17 protein-coding genes and 2 pseudogenes are annotated in these 20,084 nt (G+C 62.6%); 6 read left to right on the forward strand and 13 right to left on the reverse strand.

Going from position 1 to position 20,084, the window contains the following annotated elements; all coding sequences use genetic code 11:
• Nucleotides 1-42: 42 nt before the first annotated feature.
• From DES47_RS22655 to DES47_RS22665, 3 genes are read right to left on the reverse strand one after another with little or no spacing between them, the layout of a single operon-like run.
• The gene (locus DES47_RS22655) at nt 43-936 is read right to left on the reverse strand and encodes a pseudouridine synthase (RefSeq protein ID WP_133703040.1); all 894 of its coding nucleotides are present in this window, start codon (nt 934-936) and stop codon (nt 43-45) included.
• Nucleotides 933-1,760 (reverse strand): oxygen-dependent tRNA uridine(34) hydroxylase TrhO, encoded by an 828-nt coding sequence (trhO, locus tag DES47_RS22660; protein ID WP_133703041.1) that lies wholly within the window; start codon nt 1,758-1,760, stop codon nt 933-935. The genes DES47_RS22655 and trhO overlap by 4 nt, the downstream gene beginning before the upstream one ends.
• A complete protein-coding gene (locus DES47_RS22665; RefSeq protein ID WP_133703042.1) occupies nt 1,760-3,280 on the reverse strand; it encodes a hypothetical protein in 1,521 nt (506 codons plus the stop codon). Before DES47_RS22665 ends, trhO begins: the two co-directional genes overlap by 1 nt.
• Nucleotides 3,281-3,385: 105 nt before the next feature.
• On the opposite strand from DES47_RS22665, the gene asd reads away from it, so the two are divergent.
• Nucleotides 3,386-4,234 (forward strand): archaetidylserine decarboxylase, encoded by an 849-nt coding sequence (gene asd / locus DES47_RS22670; RefSeq protein ID WP_133703043.1) that lies wholly within the window; start codon nt 3,386-3,388, stop codon nt 4,232-4,234.
• Nucleotides 4,235-4,297: 63 nt separating this feature from the next.
• Here asd and amt read toward each other — a convergent pair whose 3' ends face one another.
• From amt to DES47_RS22685, 3 genes are read right to left on the reverse strand one after another with little or no spacing between them, the layout of a single operon-like run.
• Nucleotides 4,298-5,833 (reverse strand): ammonium transporter, encoded by a 1,536-nt coding sequence (gene amt, locus DES47_RS22675; protein WP_133703071.1) that lies wholly within the window; start codon nt 5,831-5,833, stop codon nt 4,298-4,300.
• Between the two features lie 23 nt (nt 5,834-5,856).
• Nucleotides 5,857-6,195 carry a P-II family nitrogen regulator gene (gene glnK / locus DES47_RS22680; protein ID WP_133703044.1) on the reverse strand — a complete coding sequence of 113 codons (339 nt, stop codon included), beginning with the start codon at nt 6,193-6,195 and terminating at the stop codon, nt 5,857-5,859.
• Nucleotides 6,196-6,217: 22 nt separating this feature from the next.
• The gene (locus DES47_RS22685) at nt 6,218-6,934 is read right to left on the reverse strand and encodes a TorF family putative porin (protein ID WP_133703045.1); all 717 of its coding nucleotides are present in this window, start codon (nt 6,932-6,934) and stop codon (nt 6,218-6,220) included.
• A 254-nt stretch (nt 6,935-7,188) separates the two neighbouring features.
• Here DES47_RS22685 and DES47_RS22690 point away from each other — a divergent pair.
• Nucleotides 7,189-8,259, forward strand: a pseudogene (locus DES47_RS22690) (YifB family Mg chelatase-like AAA ATPase); the annotation flags it as partial.
• 365 nt (nt 8,260-8,624) lie between these two features.
• On the forward strand, nt 8,625-8,759 hold the full coding sequence (locus tag DES47_RS29635) for a hypothetical protein (protein WP_279537346.1): 135 nt from the start codon (nt 8,625-8,627) through the stop codon (nt 8,757-8,759).
• Nucleotides 8,760-8,960: 201 nt separating this feature from the next.
• Here the strand turns inward: DES47_RS29635 and DES47_RS29730 are convergent.
• Nucleotides 8,961-9,791, reverse strand: a pseudogene (locus DES47_RS29730) (recombinase family protein); the annotation flags it as partial.
• Nucleotides 9,792-10,475: 684 nt separating this feature from the next.
• Between DES47_RS29730 and DES47_RS22705 the strand changes: the two are divergent.
• The gene (locus DES47_RS22705; RefSeq protein WP_133703047.1) at nt 10,476-11,345 is read left to right on the forward strand and encodes a hypothetical protein; all 870 of its coding nucleotides are present in this window, start codon (nt 10,476-10,478) and stop codon (nt 11,343-11,345) included.
• 244 nt (nt 11,346-11,589) lie between these two features.
• Nucleotides 11,590-12,240: a hypothetical protein gene (locus DES47_RS22710; protein WP_133703048.1), complete on the forward strand. Its 651-nt coding sequence runs from the start codon at nt 11,590-11,592 to the stop codon at nt 12,238-12,240.
• A 3-nt stretch (nt 12,241-12,243) separates the two neighbouring features.
• Here DES47_RS22710 and DES47_RS22715 read toward each other — a convergent pair whose 3' ends face one another.
• From DES47_RS22715 to tnpA, 4 genes are all read right to left on the reverse strand, one after another.
• On the reverse strand, nt 12,244-12,834 hold the full coding sequence (locus tag DES47_RS22715; protein WP_133703049.1) for a plasmid pRiA4b ORF-3 family protein: 591 nt from the start codon (nt 12,832-12,834) through the stop codon (nt 12,244-12,246).
• Nucleotides 12,835-12,891: 57 nt separating this feature from the next.
• Nucleotides 12,892-14,481, reverse strand: coding sequence for an IS66 family transposase (tnpC, locus tag DES47_RS22720; protein WP_133703050.1), 1,590 nt, complete (start codon nt 14,479-14,481; stop codon nt 12,892-12,894).
• Between the two features lie 70 nt (nt 14,482-14,551).
• Nucleotides 14,552-14,899: an IS66 family insertion sequence element accessory protein TnpB gene (tnpB, locus tag DES47_RS22725; RefSeq protein ID WP_133703051.1), complete on the reverse strand. Its 348-nt coding sequence runs from the start codon at nt 14,897-14,899 to the stop codon at nt 14,552-14,554.
• Nucleotides 14,896-15,342: an IS66-like element accessory protein TnpA gene (gene tnpA, locus DES47_RS22730; protein WP_133703052.1), complete on the reverse strand. Its 447-nt coding sequence runs from the start codon at nt 15,340-15,342 to the stop codon at nt 14,896-14,898. The genes tnpB and tnpA overlap by 4 nt, the downstream gene beginning before the upstream one ends.
• 543 nt (nt 15,343-15,885) lie before the next feature.
• On the opposite strand from tnpA, the gene DES47_RS22735 reads away from it, so the two are divergent.
• Nucleotides 15,886-16,122 carry a DUF3606 domain-containing protein gene (locus DES47_RS22735; RefSeq protein ID WP_243748430.1) on the forward strand — a complete coding sequence of 79 codons (237 nt, stop codon included), beginning with the start codon at nt 15,886-15,888 and terminating at the stop codon, nt 16,120-16,122.
• A 109-nt stretch (nt 16,123-16,231) separates the two neighbouring features.
• On the opposite strand, the gene DES47_RS22740 is transcribed toward DES47_RS22735, so the two are convergent.
• Complete coding sequence (locus DES47_RS22740; protein ID WP_133703053.1) at nt 16,232-16,597, reverse strand: hypothetical protein; 366 nt, start codon at nt 16,595-16,597, stop codon at nt 16,232-16,234.
• Nucleotides 16,594-19,779 carry an ATP-binding protein gene (locus DES47_RS22745; protein ID WP_133703054.1) on the reverse strand — a complete coding sequence of 1,062 codons (3,186 nt, stop codon included), beginning with the start codon at nt 19,777-19,779 and terminating at the stop codon, nt 16,594-16,596. Before DES47_RS22745 ends, DES47_RS22740 begins: the two co-directional genes overlap by 4 nt.
• Between the last annotated feature and the right edge of the window lie 305 nt (nt 19,780-20,084).

Here is a 20,084-nt window from a genome sequence, read left to right on the forward strand (position 1 = left end):
CGATTGGCGTCAAGCCAAGCCCCAGGCCCCGGCTTTTTTGGATCAGAAGCGCAGACTCAACCCGCTCTCGAAGCGGCGAACCTGCCCGCTGACCGGATCGGTGAACGCCAGCGTCCGGGCCAGCAGCTGCAGCGGCCGGCTGTAGTCGTTCTCCGCCAGCTCCGGTTGGTGCACCGGGTAGATCTGGTCGTTGACGATGGGCAGGCCCAGCGCACACATATGGACGCGCAGCTGGTGGCGCTGGCCGGTCGCGGGCTCCAGCCGGTAGCGGGCCAGCCCGCCCTGCCGTTCCAGCGGGCTGATGCGGGTATGGGCGTTCGGCTCACCGGGCACCTCCTGCATGCGCATGAACGATTCACCCTCGGCCAGGCGGCTGCTGCGGGTCATGGGCCACGACAGATCGTCACGCCAGGGCGCGATGGCTTCGTAGCACTTGCTCACTTCGCGCTCGCGGAAGAGCGCGTGGTAAGCATCGCGGCTGTCGGGACGGACACTGAACAGCACCAGGCCGGCCGTCTCGCGGTCCAGCCGGTGCAAGGGCTGCAGCTCGTCCAGGCCCAGGCGGCGCTTCAGCCGCACCAGCAGCGTTTCCTGCAGATAGCGGCCGCCGGGCGTGACGGGCAGGAAGTGCGGCTTGTCGACGGCGACCAGCAGCTCGTCCTGGAACAGGATCTGCTCCTTGAACGGCACCGGTTGCTCGGCGGGCAGGCTGCGGTAATAGAAGAGCTTGGCATGGGGTCGGTAGCCGGCACCGGGTGCCAAGGTCAGGCCTTGCGCATCCAGCACCTCGCCGCGCTGCATGCGTTGGCGCCAGTCATCGGCGCATACATGGCCGAAGCGCTGCTGCAAAAAGGCCAGCACCGTGGGCCAGTCGCCGGGCGGCAGGGCGATGCAGCTGGGGCTGACGCCGTCGCGCGCCGGCGGCTTGCCGCTCATGGCTCGCCGGCGGCGTCCAGGCGCCTGGCACGTTCGAGCCGCCAGGCCTCGTCCGGGTCGCCGGCATAGACCTGCTCGGCCGTGGTCGCTGTTTCCTGCAATCGCGTGTCCAGCGCCACACGGTTGTCGAACACAAAGCACTCGCCCTGCCAGTCAGCCGCGGCGTCCGGCATCGACTGAAAATAGTTGAGGATGCCTCCCTCGAGCTGATAGACCTCCAGGCCCAGGCCCTGCATCCAGGCGCTGGTCTTCTCGCAGCGTATGCCGCCGGTGCAGTACATCGCTACCCGCTTGTGCCCGGCCTGCCACTGCGGCGCATGGGCCTGTACATAGGCGGCAAAGTCACGGAAATTGGCCACCTGCGGGTCGATCGCCTTGTTGAAGCGGCCGAGCCGCCATTCGAAGCTGTTGCGGTTGTCCAGCAGCACCACATCGTCGCGGGCGATCAACTCGCGCCAGGCCTGCGGGCTGACATGGCTGTCGGCCTCGACCGATAGCTTCAGACCTGACACCCCATCGACGCCAAAGGCGACGATCTCGCGCTTTCTGTGCACCTTGATGCGGGCAAACGGAGCGGTGCGGCAGGCACTGCGCTTGAACACGATGCCGGCAAAGCGCGCGTCCTGCAGCAGCGCTTGCTCGAAGGCATCCAGGGCCGGCGCCGCGCCGGCCAGCACGCCATTGATGCCCTCCCCGGCCAGCAGCACGCTGCCCAGCAGTTCGCGGGTCAGCGTTCGCACCCGCTCGACCACCGCGTCCACATCGTCGAGTTCGACGAATTTGTAGAAGGCGATATGAAACAGCGCCTGCTCGGCAGACATCATCAGAACTCCACCAGATCGACCTGAACGCCGCGCACTGCCAGCAGATTGCGGGCGCGCTCGGCGTCGTCGCGCTTGGCAAAAGGCCACCAGACGGCCTGCCAGGCCTGGCGGGCCTGGATCAACTCGATGCGCGTGCCGGCCGGGGCAATGGCGTTGGCCGCTCCGGCGCGCAGCAGGACCATGCGCGCCTCCGCATCGACCTTGGAGAAGCTGGGCTTGGTGACCAGGGCATAGAACTTGGCGGTGGCCGGCGCACTGCCCCCCTGAGGTGGTCGCTGTGCGGCGTCAGACGGACCGCGATCGGCCTGCGGCGTGGCCGGAATGGCCAGCGGGCCCGGATCGGGCGCCTTGCTCGGCTTCGGCGCCGGGCCGGGGACCACCGCGGGCGGCGTGCGCGCGGCCGGCACCGGGTCCGAGGCGCGCAGCTGCTTGCCTTCGGCCATGGCGGCCTGGCGCGCCTCGTCGGACAGCAGCGGTTTGGTGCGCGAGGGCCGGGTCTTGTCCGCCAGGGCCTCGCTGGCCGGTGGTGCAGGTGCAGGTGCAGGTGCAGCAGCCGATGCCGCCGTGGGGACTGGTGCAGCCGGTATCGGCGCCGAGGCCGGAGCATCGGCGATGACGAGGACGGGTGAGGCCGCCGGCGCGGCAATGTTCGGGCTCGGCGTCGGAGCACTGGCCGGTACCGCTGATACAGCCGGCGGCGGATGCACGGCCTCGGGGCCGGCCTCCGGCTCACCCCCCGCCAAAAAGAGCCCGACGGCACCGGCCAGCAGCGCCGGCAACAGTACGCCACCCAACAACAGGCGCGGCAGGCTCCAGTCGCGCCGGCCGAGCACCTTGATCGTGCCATTGCGACCGAGCAGCACACGCAGGCGCTTGCTTGGCGTGTCAATCGCCGCCGTCACCAGGTACAGCGTGACCGGCTCGACGCCTAGCTTGCCCGAGACCTTGGACTGCAGCGCCGAATCGGCCAGCACCTCGCGCTGCGGCCAGGCAGGCTCGCCCGGACGGGTGGTGCTGCCATGCTGCAGGGCCCAGCGTGCCACCTGCCTGGGGCGCAGCGGGGCAATGAAATCCTCGCTGAACACCGGCTCGAAGCCGGCCCGCGACCGGGGCCACAGCAGGCGCCGTAGCGCCCCCAGCCAGCCCCCTCTGTCCTGCGGGGCATCCGCGGTAGCCGCGACAGCGGGCCCGCTCGGTGCCGGCTGCTCACCGGCCACGACCGCCATCGCCCGTTCGCGCAGGCTGGCCTTGGCTCCGTCCTGAGCGGCAGGCGCAGGTTCATCCTGCGTCACCACATGGTCCAGCACCGGCGGCGCGCCAAAGCTGGGCTCGACCACCACCCGCGGTGCCGCCAGATCGGCCCGCACCGTGCCGCCGGCACGTTCGGCCGTGGTCACAAACGGCAGGGCGATCACGCCAACGGCACCCACCTGAGCGGACGTGATGCGCCGCGCCAGGGGATGACGGTTGTGCCAGGCCACCACGCGGGCGGCCACTTCGTTCATGCGGATGGAGTTCATTTGACCTCCCGATTGTCACTCAGGCAGGGGGCCGTGCAATGCGTCCATCAGCACCGGAAAGCCTCTCTACAATTGCCCCCCAACCGCAACTCCGGGTAGCGCCTCTTGTTCGAACGTCTGGCCGTACTGCCGCAATACCTGATACCCAAAGCGGCGCTGACCCGTTTTGCCGGCCGCGTTGCCTCGGCGCGCCGTGGCGAGCGCACGACCCGGCTGATACGCTGGTTCATAGGCCGCTACGGCGTGAACATGGCCGAGGCGGCCGATTCGGACCCGGCCGCCTACGCCAGCTTCAACGAGTTCTTCACCCGCGCGCTGAAGCCCGGCGCCCGGCCGCTGGCGGCGGCCGAATGGGTCTGTCCGGTGGATGGCGCGATCAGCCAGTTCGGCGAGATCCAGCTCGACCAGATCTTCCAGGCCAAGGGCCACCAGTACTCGACCACCGCCCTGGTAGGCGGCGATGCAGCACTGGCCAAGCCCTTCGAGGGCGGCAGCTTCGCGACGATCTATCTGAGCCCGAAGGACTATCACCGCATCCACATGCCCTGCGATGGCCGGCTGACGCGGATGATCCATGTGCCGGGCGAGCTGTTCTCGGTCAACCCGACCACGGCGCGTGGCGTGCCGGGCCTGTTCGCCCGCAACGAGCGGGTGGTCTGCCACTTCGACTCGCCGCACGGGCCCTTTGTGCTGGTGCTGGTGGGCGCCACCATCGTCGGCAGCATGGCCACCGTCTGGCATGGCGTAGTCAACCCCCCACGCAGCACCGAAGTGCGTGAATGGACCTACGCCGCTGATGAGGTGGTGTTGAAGCAGGGCGACGAGATGGGCCGCTTCCTGCTCGGCTCCACTGTCGTGCTGCTGTTCCCCAAGGGCCGGACCGCGTTCAACCCGGCCTGGGCGCCGGCCGGCGCGGTGCGCATGGGAGAGGTGATGGCGACGCTGCAGCGCTGACTCTTCAGAAGACCAAGAGAAAAGCCACCCGAGGGTGGCTTTTTTGTGGGCAGGACGAAAGGCCTACTTGTGGTACGCCGTCTCGCCGTGCGACGAGATGTCCAGACCCTCGCGCTCTTCCTCTTCGGTGACACGCAGGCCGATCACCATGTCAACCAGCTTGAAGGCGATCAGCGAGACCACGCCGGACCAGACGATGGTCACCAGCACGCCCTTGAGCTGAATCCACACTTGCGCGGCGATCGAGTAGGCCTCGGGGGCAACCATCGTGACCGTGACCCAGTCGCCAACGGCGCTGGGGCCACCCAGCGACGGCGAGTTGAACACGCCGGTCAGCAGGGCGCCGACGATGCCGCCGACGCCGTGGATGCCGAACACGTCGAGCGAGTCGTCCATGCCCAGCATCTTCTTCAGGCCGTTCACACCCCACAGGCAGGCGAAGCTGGCAACGATGCCGATGACCAGCGCACCGCCGACACCGACGTTGCCGGCAGCCGGCGTGATGGCCACCAGGCCGGCGACGGCACCCGATGCTGCACCCAGCATCGAGGCCTTGCCCTTGGTCAGCGCTTCACCGACGCACCAGGCCAGCACCGCAGCGGCCGTGGCCACAAAGGTGTTGATGAAGGCCAGGGCGGCAAAGCCGTTGGCTTCCAGTGCCGAGCCGGCGTTGAAGCCGAACCAGCCCACCCACAGCAGGGCGGCACCGACCATGGTCAGCGTCAGCGAGTGCGGCGTGAACGACTCACGGCCGTAACCGACGCGCTTGCCGATCATGAAGGCACCGACCAGACCGGCGACGGCGGCGTTGATGTGCACCACGGTGCCGCCGGCGAAGTCCAGCGCGCCCCATTGCCACAGCAGACCGGCCTTGGCCGTCATCGCGTCAGCGACTTCCTTGCTGGCGTAGGCGTCCGGACCCATCCAGAACCAGACCATGTGCGCGATCGGCAGGTAGGCGAAGGTGAACCACAGGGCCATGAAGGCCAGCACGGCAGTGAACTTGATGCGTTCGGCAAAGGCGCCGACGATCAGTGCACCGGTGATGCCTGCGAACGTGGCCTGGAAGGCGGCGAACACCAGTTCCGGAATCACCACGCCCTTGCTGAAGGTGGCGGCGTTGGCGAAGGTGCCGGCAACGTTGTCCCAGATGCCCTTCATGAACAGTCTATCGGTGCCGCCGATGAAGGCGTTGCCCTCGGTGAAGGCCAGGCTGTAGCCATAGATGACCCACAGCACGACGATCATCGAGAAGGTCACCATCACCTGCATCAGCACGCTGAGCATGTTCTTGCTGCGCACCAGGCCGCCATAGAACAGGGCCAGGCCGGGAATGGTCATCAGGATCACGAGGATGGTGGACAGCATCATCCAGGCGGTGTCACCCTTGTTCGGCACGGGCGCCGGTGCGGCGGCGGCCGAGGCAGCCTCCGCAGCGGGCGCGGCAGCCATCGGCGCCGGTGCGGCTTCGGCGGCGGGCGCCGTCACGGCCGATGCCGCGACGGGTGCCGAGGCGGCGTCCTGGGCCCAGGCGGCGGGCGCCAATACGGCAAGGCTCATAGTCGCAACTACGGCCAGGCCAGCAATGAGTTTCTTCATCATTTTGAGTTCTCCGTGGAGCGTCACAGCGCGTCGGCGCCGGTTTCACCGGTGCGGATGCGCACCACTTGATCGAGCGGCGAGACAAAGATCTTGCCGTCACCGATCTTGCCGGTGCGGGCCGATTTCTCTATCGCCTCGATGACCTGGTCGACCACGGTGTCGGCCACGGCGGCCTCGACCTTGACCTTGGGCAGGAAGTCGACGACGTACTCGGCACCGCGGTACAGCTCGGTATGGCCCTTCTGGCGCCCGAAGCCCTTGACCTCGGTGACGGTCAGGCCCTGCACGCCAATGGCGCTCAGCGCTTCACGCACCTCGTCGAGCTTGAAGGGTTTGATGATGGCGGTAATCAGTTTCATAGTGCGCTCCACGTGCGGGGGATCAGAAGGCCTTCTTGACCGACAAGACCAAGCCGTCCTTGCCCAGGTTCTTGCCGGCGCCGACATAGCTGTCGGTGTTGGTGCCCACGGCGGACAGACCGAAGGTGAAGCCGGCGTAGTCCTTGGTCAGGGTCAGGGCGTAGTCGGTGTAGCTGGCCGAGCTGAGGTTCTTGACGCTCTGGTGGCCGATGTGCGGGGTCAGGGTGAAGCCGTCGCCCAGATCCAGCGTGGCAGACAGATCGAGATAGCCGCTCTGCTTGGAATCGGCGAAACCGAACAGATTGGTGACGCTGTGCGAGTACTTGGCGGTGACCACGCCGAAGCTCAGTGCGCCATAGAGTTCGGTGGTGTTGGCGCTGGGGTTCAGCTTGTTGCTGGGGTAGATGTAGGTCAGCACACCGACATCAAGATTCAGGCCCTTGCTCAGCTCGGTCTTGTAGCCGCCGTAGACGTCGACTTCGAGGTTGCCGTCACCGCCACCGTCCTTGATCCACTTGATCGTCGAGGCCCAGGTGCCGACGTAGAAACCATTGCCGAGGTCATAGTCGGCGCCGCCTTGCATGGCCGGCTTCAGGCGTGTCTGCGAGATGCCGCGGTAGCGGTAGTCGGTCGTGACGCTGACGTTGAACGTCAGCGGACTCGCGTCCTGTGCCTGGACCATCGTGGGCATGGCCGAGACCGTCAGGGCGCCAAGCAGGGCAACCAGTATGTGTTTCATCGTCAAGCTCCTGGGAAGGGTGGAAATCAAAAGCACTCCAGCCCTATCTGCAGAAACCATGCCAACCATGCCCATACGAGGTGGTAACGGTTACGCGCGCCGTGGCAAGCCAAAATTCACCGATGCGACGCACCAATTTGGCGTCATTTGAACGAAAAACACCAGCTTGGTGCGGTGCGTGCATCACCCAAGAGGGGGACGCACCGCCGCGACGCCAAGCGACACAATGACCGACTTTCGCGCAAGGCTTACCCATGTCTCTGGCCCTGGTACACAGCCGATCACTGGACGGACTGGCCGCCCCCGCCGTCAGTGTGGAAGTGCATCTGGCCAATGGCCTGCCCAGCTTCACCCTGGTGGGCCTGGCCGATACCGAGGTCAAGGAGGCCCGCGAGCGGGTGCGCGCCGCGTTGCAGACCAGCGGCCTCGGGTTTCCGCACAACAAACGCATCACCGTCAATCTGGCCCCTGCCGACCTGCCCAAGGAGTCGGGCCGCTTCGACCTGCCGATCGCGCTGGGCATCCTGGCCGCCAATGGCCAGCTGCCCATCCAGGCGCTCGAAGGCCTGGAGTTTGCCGGGGAGCTGTCGCTGGCCGGCGATCTGCGGCCCGTGCGCGGCGCGCTCGCGATGAGCCTGGCGGTCAAGCGGCTGGGCGTCAGCCGCAGCCTGGTGCTGCCCGAGGCCAGCGCCGCCGAGGCCGCCCTGGTCAGCGGCATCACCGTGCTCAGCGCCCGGCATCTGCTGGACGTGGTGCAAGCGCTGAGCCCGCAACCGGAGGGCGGCGAGGGCGGCGAGCCCACCGCCCTGCCCCAAGCGGTGGCCAGGCCCCGTCCGGCCGCGCCACCCTGCGCCGATCTGCGCGAGGTCAAGGGCCAGGCCGGGGCCAAGCGGGCGCTGGAGATTGCCGCGGCCGGCGCCCATAGTTTGCTGATGGTCGGGCCGCCCGGCACCGGCAAGTCGATGCTGGCCCAGCGCTTCGCCGGCCTGCTGCCGCCGCTGAGCGAGGAGCAGGCGCTGGAATCGGCGGCCGTGCTGAGCCTCAACGGCGGCTTCGACATCGGCCGCTGGGGCCAGCGTGTGCTGCGCACGCCGCACCACAGCGCCTCGTCGGTGGCCCTGGTCGGCGGTGGTTCGCCGCCGCGGCCCGGCGAAATCTCGCTGGCCCAGCATGGCGTGCTCTTTCTTGATGAGCTGCCCGAATTCCCGAGGGCAGCTTTGGAGGCGCTGCGCGAGCCGCTGGAAACCGGCCGCATCGTGATCTCCCGGGCGGCGCGCCAGGCCGAGTTCCCGGCCAAGTTCCAACTGCTGGCCGCCATGAACCCCTGAAGTTGCGTTGCCGAATTGCCACCACTTCCGGCGCCGTAGGGGCCGGAGCCTGGAGTGCCACTTGGTGGCACCGAAGGAGTAGTCGGCGGTGAATAGAGGAACTCGAATTCGACTTCGCCGTGCCCAATGACTACGCGGTCAACGATAGTCTCGACCACATGCCGACGTTCCTCATGCGGGAGGGTGTCCCAGCGATCAACCAGATCCCGACTCCCTGCCAGGACCTCCTCTTGAGATAGAAGCGCAATGCGGAGCGCATCGCGCTTGGCTTCAAGCTCCGGCAGTTCATCGTCTATTTGGCGAATGCGAGCACCTAGCTTCTCGTACCTGACACCGAAGCCGGCCTTGTCCAAGACGCCGCCTTGGTACAGCTCGATCAACTTATCGGTTTCTGTCTGGGCCTTCTTGTGATCAGCGGCAAGCGTGCCGATCAAGGCATCCAGCTCCTGAACTTTGCCGTCGCCATTTCGCCGATGCGCATCAATCTCGGCCGCTGAGAACACGAAGCCCCGAAGCTCTTCCTTGAAGATGTATTCAAGGTCAACAACAGGAATCTTGTTCCTGCAGCTCTTGCAGATGTACTTCGGACTGTTCGACGGGACGTACATCTTGTCTTCGCACTCGCAGAAGGTCAGGCCAGAAAAGAGGTGCACGACCGGCTTCGTCTTCCGCTTCCCTTTGGCCCGGTTCTCGTCCAAGAGCATGGTCACTTCGTCATACAGCTCATCCGAAACGATGGCCTCGACAGCGAAATGCACCCATTCAGACTCCGGCTTGAGTTCCCAAGCTTTCTTGCTGTTCTTCGAGACGGTGTAGTTCGCGCGACGAACGCCCTTGCCCGTCTGGTCGCGAAGAAGCCGATCAACTGTTGTGTCAGAGAACATCGAGCCGTTCCGGGTGCGGTAGCCCTTCTCGTTCAAAAGGCGGGCAACAACCTTCTTCCGCTTGTGCTCGCGGAATAGCTCATACATGAGCTTACGAACTGGGGCTTCCACCGGATCAAGCTTCAGTTCCTTTTCGACCCACTTGAACCCAAAGGGGGCTTGCCCACCGAGTGGCTTGCCCATCTGTGCCCGGATAGGGACAGACGCAGCAACGCGGGATGCGATCTCTTCGCGCTCCCATTGGGCCATTGCGGCAATCATTGTGTAGAACAAGCGACCGGCAGGGGTGGACGTGTCTATGGCCTCAGCGAGGGACACCAGGTCGGCGCTGGCATCGCGGAAGTACTCAGCGAACTCCAGAAGCTCTCTGGTGTTCCGAGCAAGGCGTGCGAGCTTGGAGAAGATAAGGCCGGTGATGTGGCCACTCCGGATATCAGCAAGCATGCGCTTGGCCTCTGGATGGTCCTTCACCGTCTTTCCGGAAACCGCGTCCAGCCGGTAAACCTCCATAACCTGCCAGTCACGCGACTCGGAATATGCCCGCGCCCGCCTTTCATGGGTCTCTGGGCTTTCCCCGCGTACCTGGTCTTCTGTTGAGACACGAATCCAGATACCAACCCGCTTTTGCTGTTCACCGGTGCGCATGCTTGCCCCTATGTTGCAAGCTCAAGAATACACACTAATTAATGTGTGCAAAAGGCAATTTACACATTATTTAATGTGGGCAGTGCTACTCTTGCCTCCTGTTTCACCTGGCACTGCACTTCATGACGGGCGCAGTACGAGAGGTCTTGGGCACATGGTTTACGACGACTTCATTGCAGAGCTTCGCGCAGCAGGCCTCTCGGGTCGAGCATTTGCCAGATTGCTTCATCTCAATGAGAACTCAATCTCGAACTACAAGGCTCGCGGAGATGTGCCATCACACCTCGGAGTTATTGCCGCGCTCATCCACACAATGAAGGATGCAGGCCTCGACTACGAGACTACGATCGCCCGCGTACCTGTCACCAAAAAAGCTTCACGAGGGAGATCGACAATGAATCCACTTGAACGCGGACCAACTGCTCCGGAGACCCCTCGTATCGTCAATTGCCCCAGGTGTGGGGGCTCTGGCAAAGCGCAGGATAACAAGCCATGCAGCCCCTGCAATGGGACGGGCAAGGTCAAGGATCGGTGAGCAACAATTCCTTGATGTTCTGTCGCATGTCTCTGCGGGAGCGTTGAGACAGCAAGCGCCCACATAACGTATTTTTAATTGGACGGAAGTCATTGCTTGCTGTCTACTCTGGCTTCTAACATAACGCCAACCATCTGCGGGATGTCGCCATGCTTCACTTCAAAACCATAGTGGTTCTCGTTGCAACGACGGCAATGGTTGGATGCGGCACTGTGCCGAGTTCCGTCGTAATGCCGGCAGCAGTCCCTGAAAACAGCGATACCGACGCGTACTTGCAAAGTATGAGAGCACAGGTTGACACGTATGCGGAGTACGTCGGCGTGCGACCTGTGCAGAGAAACCGTGACACACTGATTGAACAACTGAATCAGTTTGTTGGAACTTGGCGTAAGGCTCAGTCAGGGCTGCTCGTTGAGCGCGACATTTTCGACAATGCCCAGTTCATTGGCACGTTAGCTGCGACGGGGCTAGCTCTCAAGAATCACCTCAGCGACGCCAAGAAGGCCGCTGTGGGAACAGGTGTCTTGGGGATAGTCGCGAGTCGCTACAAGATCGAAACCCAGGCGGCAAATTACAAGCAGGGGGCAAACGCCATGGAGTGCGTTCGCCAGAAGATTGACGAGGTTCCACCGCGTGCCTGGAAATTCTTTGATCAAAAAACTGGGGTCTTTGACGTTAACTCAGCAAATGCAGCCGCAATTGCTCAGATCGAAAAGCTCAACCGACTCTTTCCTGATATCAACTATCGAATGTCAAAGATTGTGAGGCGGCTGCGAGATCTTCAGGAGGCCGTTCGCATCTCATCTCCCTCAGTGACAGAGTTGAAGGCTGCCCTAACCAAAGCAGCAAATGACGCAGTAGTCAATACCGTTAGCGCAAGTGGTGCGGCACCTCATCTGGTGGCAAGAACTTTCCAATTTAATTCTGCGCCAGCCACGATTGATGCAGTAGAACTCGCCGCCCTGCTGAGCCTCACTTCTGAAATCGACACTTGTGTGACTGAAATAGGCGGAGCATAGATTCAGGACATGGACTGCCTTGTCGTTAAGCCCTCAGTACAGAGGACTCGGTACTCGGCCTCTGTCTTGAGAACTATCGCCCGCAATCCTGAAAGTCTAGGGTTGCGTCCAGTCCTGCGGGATTGGGCGATGTCTTGGAGATGACGCACGACATCAGTGCCTCGACAAACACCGCCTACAAATTGAGCGATGGATACTCTTTCATCGCCGCTCCTGTATACCGATTCATTACTTGGGAGGGGCTATGGCGACCACTATCAGTGGACGATGCATGTTTGTCTGGAGGCTTGCTCCGATTCTGAAGACAGAACTCGGCATAGCTGGCATGGTAGCCAAGGCCAAAGCAGCTGGTCTGAGCGGTGTCTGGATCAAGATCGCTGACGGCGCCAAGGCTTACGAGAATGTTCGTGACGAAACAGCAATCCGAACTTTCATGAAGGTTCGCGATGCGCTCAAAAACGAAGGTATCAGCGTTTGGGGATGGCAGGTCCCCTACGGCGGGACCGTTGCCAACGCAACGACTGAAGCCGAGTGTGCCGCCAAGTTGGCCGATGCGCTGAAGCTTGATGGCGTCTTGATGGATGCTGAAGGTGGCACTGGCTACTTCACTGGTGGCTCAGCTGTGGCTGAGGCCTATGCCGCGCGATTGGCCGACCACTTGAGTCAACAAAAGCGTGGGCTTGCCATATGTGGAAACGACATCCCTGCCAACTTCCCGAAATATCCATTCTCGACGTTTGTAGGACATGCCCAGATGAACGCCCCCCAGGTGTATTACGGCGGCAGTCCAAGTGTTGCCAATAGGTTGGATCGGGCAATCGCCGCGAACGCATCATTTGATTCGCCACTTTTGCCTGTAGGAGGTAATAGTCCGACGAACACCGTCCTTGACTGACGGTCAGAACACTTCCGGAGTCAGTCGCTGGTTGGCCTCGGCGACATCGAAGGCGGCGGGATTGAACGAGCCGCCGATCCAGTCTTTGAGATGCTGGTGCTCGGAGTGATCGGGATCGGCCAGGGCTTCAAGGAATTCCTCGTAGCCCGGCGCCCCGCCGACGTCTTCGGGCGGACAGGCGTTCTCGCCGCCGATGCAAACGCCATGTGAGATCGGCGCGTCCAACTCCACGAGCTTCTCGACCTTGACCTTGTGGCGCCAGTTGTCGCCGAAGTCATAGACGTAGACGAAGGCCTTGCGCGTGCCCAAGGCTTCTCGCAGCGTCACACTCTCCTCATCTATTACCTCGGGGAAGTCCAGCCCGGGCTCCTTGGCGCCATAGTGGTCGTCGCCGAAGACGAACTCATGGACATGTCCGCCCTGCCAGCCTGTGCCCCACAGGATCGTGACGTGCAGCAGGCCCAGCCCGATGGTGGTCGGCACCAGGAAGCGCCGCCAGACCTTGGGGCGCACGTCCTCGATCTCGACGTAGAGCTGGTAGGCCTGCACCGAGGCAGGGAGTGGCGAATGTGTTGGAGAGGAGGTGGTGCCCATGGCCAGGCACTCTAGCGAACTGTGGCCGTCCTGGGCAAGCCCAGCCTGCGACGGCGCTCAGGCCGCCTGCGCCAGCTCGCGGCTCTGCGCTGCCTGTGCCTGCCCCATTTGATCGGCGACGACCCACGGCAGCAAGTCATCAATCCGGTTGGCCTTGTGGTCGGCGATGCGCTCCAGCACGTAGCGCAGGTAGTGCTGCGGGTTGATGCCGTTCAGCTTGGCCGTGCCGATCAAGGTGTAGATCACGGCGGCACTGTTGCCGCCCGCGTCCGAGCCCAGGTGCAAGAAGTTTTTGCGTCCGATGGCCACAGATCGCAGGGCGCGCTCGGCGGCATTGTTCTCTGCCTCGATGCGACCGTCACCGGCGAAGCGCACCAGGGCGCTCCAGTTGCTCAGCGAGTACCCCACGGCCAGCGCCATGGGCGACTTCGCCGAGACCTGTGCCAAGGTCTCGCTCATCCATGTCTTCAGCTCCACCAGCACCGGTCGAGTTTGCACCTGCCGCACCCGTCTTCGCCGCAGGGCGGGCTTGCCCCGGATCTCGGCTTCGATCTTGAAGATCTTGGCGATGCGCTCCAGCCCCTGGTGCGCCAGCGTGCCGGGTAACTTGTGCTGGCGCTCGTGGATGTCCCACAGCTTGCGGCGCGAATGACTCCAACAAGCCGCTTCAACGATTCGGCCGTCCTCATAGAGCTGGTTGTAGCCCGCGAACGCGTCCGCCTGCAATATCCCCTGCCAGTCCTTGAGGTGGCGTGCTGGATGCTCGCCCTTACGGTTGGGTGAGTATTGGAACCACACCGCTGGTGGCGCCGTGCCAGCGCTGGGCCGGTCATCACGCACATACACCCACAGCCTGCCCGTCTTGGCCTTGCTGCCCTTGCCACCGAGCACGCGGATCGGCGTGTCATCGCCATGGATCTTGTCGCCGCGCAGCACGTGGCGGCCGATGGCCTGCGCCAGTGGGCTCAGCAGCCGGGCGGCTTGACCCACCCAGTCGGCCAGCGTGGAGCGCTCCAGCATCACGCCTTCGCGGGCGTAGATCTGGCATTGCCGATACAAGGGCAGGTGGTCGGCGTACTTGCTGACCAGCACATGGGCCAGCAAGCCTGCGCCGGCCATGCCGCGCTCCACCGGGCGACTCGGTGCTGCGGTCTGCGTGATGGTCTTGCAGTCGGTGCAGGCCAGCCGGGGCCGCACATGGCGAACGACGTGGAAGCTGCCGGGCTCGTAGTCCAGGACTTCCGAGACGTCTTGGCCGATCTCGCGCAGCGCGCGCCCGCAGGCCTGGCAGTCGCAGCCGCCGTCACTGCCAGACAGCGGCGCGTGCACCACAGTGCGTCGCGGCAGGTGCTCGGGCAGTTCGCGCAGGCCGGGACGCATCTTGGCCTGGCGCGTCTTGCGACCGGCCTTGATCGAGATGACGTTGGATACCGGGTCGGGGGTCGGCACCACGACCATGCCGCCGACGAGCTCGAGCTGGGCGTGTTCGAGCTGTTCGCTGGAACGACCGTACTTCATGCGCCGCAGGTAGGCCAGTTCGACCTTGAGCTTGTCGATGGTCAGCAGTGCGATCTTCAGGGACTCCTGCGCGCGCTGCACTTCGCCGCTGAGAGCGGCGTTGTTGGCGACCAGGTCTTCGGATGTCATGACCCTGACTGTGGCAGCGACACTTGCCACTCACAATGGGAGATGTCCCGTCAACCGGTGCCCGGCATAACTACGCTGCAGTGCGTGGCTGCCATGTGCGGTCAGGCCGCCGCCAGTCGATTCCTTCGAGCAGCATCGACAGCTGGGCGGCGCTGAGTGCGACGCTGCCGGTGTCGGCCTGCGGCCAGACGAAGCGACCACGCTCCAGTCGCTTGGTCAGCAGGCACATGCCGTCGCCGTCGCTCCACAGCAGCTTGACCAGGTCGCCGCGGCGGCCGCGGAAGGCGAAGACGTGGCCCGCATACGGATCCTCGGCCAGCGTGGTCTGCACCTTGACCGCCAGGCTGTCGATGCCGCAGCGCATGTCGGTGATGCCGGCAGCCAGCCACACCTTGGTGCCCGCGCGCGGGCCGATCATGCGCTCTGGCGCAGCGCGCGCAGCACGCTGCAAAGGCTGGCCTCGTCAACGGGGCCCCGCAGCCGCAACTGGGCGCCGGCGATGTCGAGTTCGATGACGCCGGTGCTGCGCACTACGCGCTGGGTCGCCACGGCCGTTGGGGGCGGTACCGGGGACATCGCAACCGGCTGCAGCTCCTCGGCGCCGTCCAGGCTCGGTGCGACGCGCACGGGAACCAAAACGGTCGATGACGATGCCGAGCCTCTCATCTGCTCCGTGCGCAGATGATCGCGGCGCCACTTGAACAGCAGGTTGGCGTTGATGCCGCCCGCCATTGCGATGGCCGCCACCGATGCACCTGGCACCAGGCACTGCTCGACCAACTCAGCCTTGAATGAGCGCTCGTGCTGACGCCGTGGTGCCTTCTCTGCGATCCCTGTGACTGTCTTCATGGTGTGCACCATCTCCTGTTGGTGCACACCATCAAGGGTCCGCACGCTTCAGGTCAGATGCTGGCTTGCCGACACTGCCGGCGCAAGGATGGGGTCCGTCGGACTAGTACTGTAGGAGCCGCATGGATCGGCGATGGCGGTGGATGCGCGACGGCATCAGCATGCGCTGAACGCGCAAGGGAGTTCATTCGTTTGGTGACCCAGCATCAGTTCGCTGGCTATAGCTTCTGGCACTGGCAAGGGGCACCTTCGGCGTTTTGGGAAGTACTGATCGACACACCACCAGCCAAAACCTGAGTGCGGCCGAGCCCGTATTTGCTGTCAATGCGGACGTCTCTCATCCGACACCAGAAGATCGCCTCAACGGGCTGCAGGATCATGTTGGCATCAGTTGCAGGGTGACCGTCTTGCATTCAGGTCACTCACCCTGACAACAGTGGCAGTGACACTTGTACAAGGTCATTAGAGGTGGGCATATCGGCGGGACTCGCCGAAATTCTCTGAGCATCTTTCCTGGTTCACCGCACCACCGATCAGGGCACAGCGGCCATCGGCATGGCGGACTTCGATCCATTGGAAAACCCAACGCCCAACGGGCAGGAAGACCTTTCAGCAATGGCCGATAACCTCAAAATCCGACAACCCCTGGACGCCACCAAGATCAATATTCATGAAGAATGGGAGCTTGAGTATTGGTCGAAGAAATTGGGCGTTACTCGGGCCGCTCTGGTTCAAGCCGTCAAGACGGTGGGGGTCAGCGCTGCAGCGGTGCGCAAGCATCTGGGCATCTGACACAGAAGCACCAAGTCGTTGGCGAGTAACTCGCCCATGGTCTGTTTGCTTCGTTATGGTCTGCCTCCAACGGGGGCAGAGGGCACGAGCGTCCTCGTCTTGCTTTAGCCTACTTGCGCGGCGCGGCCGGAGTCAGCTTTAGGATCACATCCCCGCTGACACCAGTCCCAAAGAGCTTTCCAGAAACGTTCAATTTGAGTTGAACTTCCGATATCTCGAAATCCTTCGGCACGATCTTGCGGATCTTCTGGGCGATGATTGTAGGAAGAGCATCCATCAGGATCTGTTTGGCATCCTGGTCCTCGCCGGACAGGACGCGGGATCCCGCCGTCGCCGCCTGAACACGCTTTCGGACTCCGGCATCAACATCACTCTCAGATAACACCAACTCGAAGCTGCTCTCAAGCTCGGTAGGGTCGTCCTCAGGTTTGTCGTTCACACCTGTCGAAGATGAGGAGCCGGATTGTCGCTTCATACGTAGGGCCTCTTACCAAATCCAAAGCGCACATAGGTTGACGGCCAACCCAGTTGCGCATGCTGTGCACTGAAGAACTCTTCGATAGATCGGTCGGCGTTCTCGCTAGCGAATTGTGCGAGCGAAGCATCAAGGGTCTCGACGTCATTCTCGTCAATGTCGACGAGAGGCGCCCAGACGCAGTACCCATGATGCCTTGAAATAGCGGCGGCGATGTTCTTTGTGACGTCAGCTGCGCCTACCCCGCAGCCTGAGATGACTATCGATCGCGTGTCTTCCGGCAACTTCAGTGAGCATAGTGAGTCGGCGGTTAGTTCAACATGGGGCGCACCTCTGGTTGCGCGCACCACTAGGCGACCCTCCTCGAAGTGCCCGACCATGTGAACCGTCGTGGCCTTCTCGATGACTTGCGCTAGCTCCCATAGAGACGGCGGACATGGCGAACGCCAAGACAAGCGGCGCCCGACCCGCAATCCGAGCGTACGAAGAGTCCCGCACAACGTGGGTTCAAATCGCTTGCCTAGCCGATACATTGCGTCCAGTGCATTGGCTGACCATCGCACTACCTTCACCTGCTGACCGAGCAGCTTTGGTGCACCCCTTCCTTCATCGGCCTCGGGCAAACGCAGCCATTCCCAGGGCACTCGCATTAGCTCGTCGGTAACGAATACGATGATTGTCTCGACAGAATTGAGATGCGTCGCAAGCTGTTTTGCTCCGTCAGACCGAAGGAGCGCTTGTGTCAGGCGATAGCCCTGCACATTGAGCGCGTCAACCACGCTAGCACCAGTGGCCGAGCCAACGGTTTCCAGCGCTGACTCAACGAGCCTCCGCATCTCAGCTACGCCAATCCCGCTACCAATGTCGCTTTCGTCAAGACGATGCTGGAGCCTGGATGGAACATGGAGAGTCAACTGCAGTCGCCCATCATGAAAGGAAGGGGCCAGGAGCGCGATTCGCCACAAATCGCGCATGGGGACCTTGACACTCTGCAGTGACAGCTGAATCGGAGAGTCGCCATTTGCCGCAATGGGGAACTCAACCGAACTGCCTCGATAGACCTTTGCAGACTTACTGGAACTCGTTGGCTCCTCGTCCTCCCGAAATGCGACCATGGCTCGAGCATTTGAACCCTTGCCTCCGTCGTCGCACATGCCCAAGAGGAAGCAGTGCTGGTTGTCGTCTTCGTCCACGACTGACGGGCTCACGGTCAGTCCATCTACCTGCTCGCGGACCGCAATGCTGACTCGCGTGGTCCCCAGTCGCCGCTGATCCAACTGCCGCGCTGTGCTCGACTGAGCCTTCCTTGCCTTGTTCTCGATGTCACCCAGCCTGTCAAGCAAGGTTTGGCTCGTGCGCTCGATGTCCTTGTCCAACTCGCTGAGCACATTCGCCATCTCGTGCACACGAGTCGTTTGCGCGCGATACATGCGCTCACCGAGCGTCCGCAGCGCGACTCTAAGTGAAACCAGCATCAGTCCGCCCTTTCGGAGGAGGAAGACTAGTCTCCGCAGCTCAGGGGTGTGTTTCGCTCGAACGAGCCGATAGATCTGCCGAGCCTCCTTGTCGCGAACCTCCCGCACGTATTCCACTACCGAGTGGACTACTGCAACGAAGTCCACAGACACCTCCTCTGTGGGCCCTCGGGGGCGGGCAAGTGCCTTTCGAACTTCCGCGTGTTCCAGCGCAACATCGGTGACGGCGGCGAGTAAGTAGTCAGGGTTGGTGAGAAAGTTGTCTCGGAAGCAAACACCGGACTCAGTTATGTACAAATACTCCGGCCGTGCGTCCGCACTGTAAATCTCGCAGTCGGAACAGCGAACCAACTGTGAATTGCAAAGACGCACCAACGCAGCACTGATCACCTCATCTGAGTAATCCAGGCCCCGCAGTTCCCGGAAGAGCGTCTCGGCCTTGATCTGCTTTGCATCGTTCAACAACAATAGAACGCGCTGGCACAGGAGCAGCTTCGGACTGTCATCGGCGCACTCCTGCCAGAGGACGTTCGGAATCAGATCGTTGTCGAAGTAGATCGTATAGGCCCCCTCGAACAGCGGTCGCAGAAGATGGAACGGAGTTGGTGGGAGGTCCGTTTCGCCAATGAGAACTGAGATCGGAAGACCCCCATGCGCCAGGATTCGTCGCATCATCCGTGCGAGGCGGCGCATGTCGTCTGCAGCAACAGTCTGCAGCAGATGCAGTGGTACGTCATCGGATGCTCTTCGGCGATAGAACATCTCATAGAGCCGCTGCCCAATGAGTGCCGCCTCCTCCTGCAGTAGCGGCTGACTCTGAAAGGAAAAGGGCTCTTCCCCGGAGTCCACTGATCTCTTCACGGCGTCTGCAAATCTTGCTGGTAGCCGGGACAGCCAGACCGCTACCTTCGGTGGCGGTACATTGATCAGGAACGAGTAGACGTGGCCAGCCAAGCTCCTTTTGACCTGCTCCACTAGGCATTGAGGGCGGATGCAGACAACGCAACAAATTCCACTAGCCTTTGCAGTGATCTTCGCCAAATCGAGCAGCTCCTCGACAAACTCCGACGACAGATGATCGAGGTTGTCGAGAACAAGAACCAGCCGCTCTGCGGCCTTCGGTTGCATAGCCTGCGCCAGAGCAGCAAGGCGATCTCTGATAGCACTCGCGTTCTTTGCTCGTGCAGTGCTCCTCACCAGCCCCTCTGGCGGGACTACGATGCTCGGATAGTGGCTGGCGGCATTTGCGATCTCGGCACTGAGAAGTCCTCCGACTCCAGCGATTCCATCGAGCGACTTGAGCTTTAGGCCATCGATGTTCAACAGGATGGGGGCGCGATCAGGGATGTACTTCTGGCAGAGGTGCTCAACATAGTTCACGAGCGTGGACTTTCCCGCACCGCGGGTCCCACGCAGAATGACCACTCGACCACCCTTGCTGCGCAGCAGTACATCCAGCAGCTCGACCTCGGTGACCCCAAGCGAGGCTTCAAGCATGGACTTTGGCACGCGACCAAGCATCGCTTGAGCAGCATTCTGCGACTGGCCGCGACGCTCGGTGACGTAGGCGCTTGTTAGCTCATCTCCAGAGTGGCGCGGCAACGGCGCCAGCGGCACTGCAATGTCGAAGAGCCCCTCGATTGCACGCCAAAGAAGATTTGGATCGTCACGACACAGGTCCTGATTCTGCGACGGTCTCCAAGTCACGAGCGCCCCCTCCGTGCGGCATCGTTGGCCGCCCTACGATTGAGTTTAAGTAGTCTCGGCCTAACCAGCAAGTGGTGTTCAAATCGCCAGCTTGCTACAACACAACTTGAATGAGATGGGTGGAACCGCAAGCTCTCACCCTGAAAAAAGACCACTCATAATTGGAGAATGCTGCTGACCAGTTCGACCGCCATTGATCCCGGCCTCCAGTGAATCGCCCCGGGATTCGTGGAGGCCATTTGGTTTAAGTCAGACCGCCACCGCGACGGCTTGATTGGCGAGTTGCCGGTAATAGTTTGCCTCAG

The organism is Roseateles toxinivorans (assembly GCF_004362525.1).
GTDB lineage: Bacteria > Pseudomonadota > Gammaproteobacteria > Burkholderiales > Burkholderiaceae_C > Paucibacter > Paucibacter toxinivorans.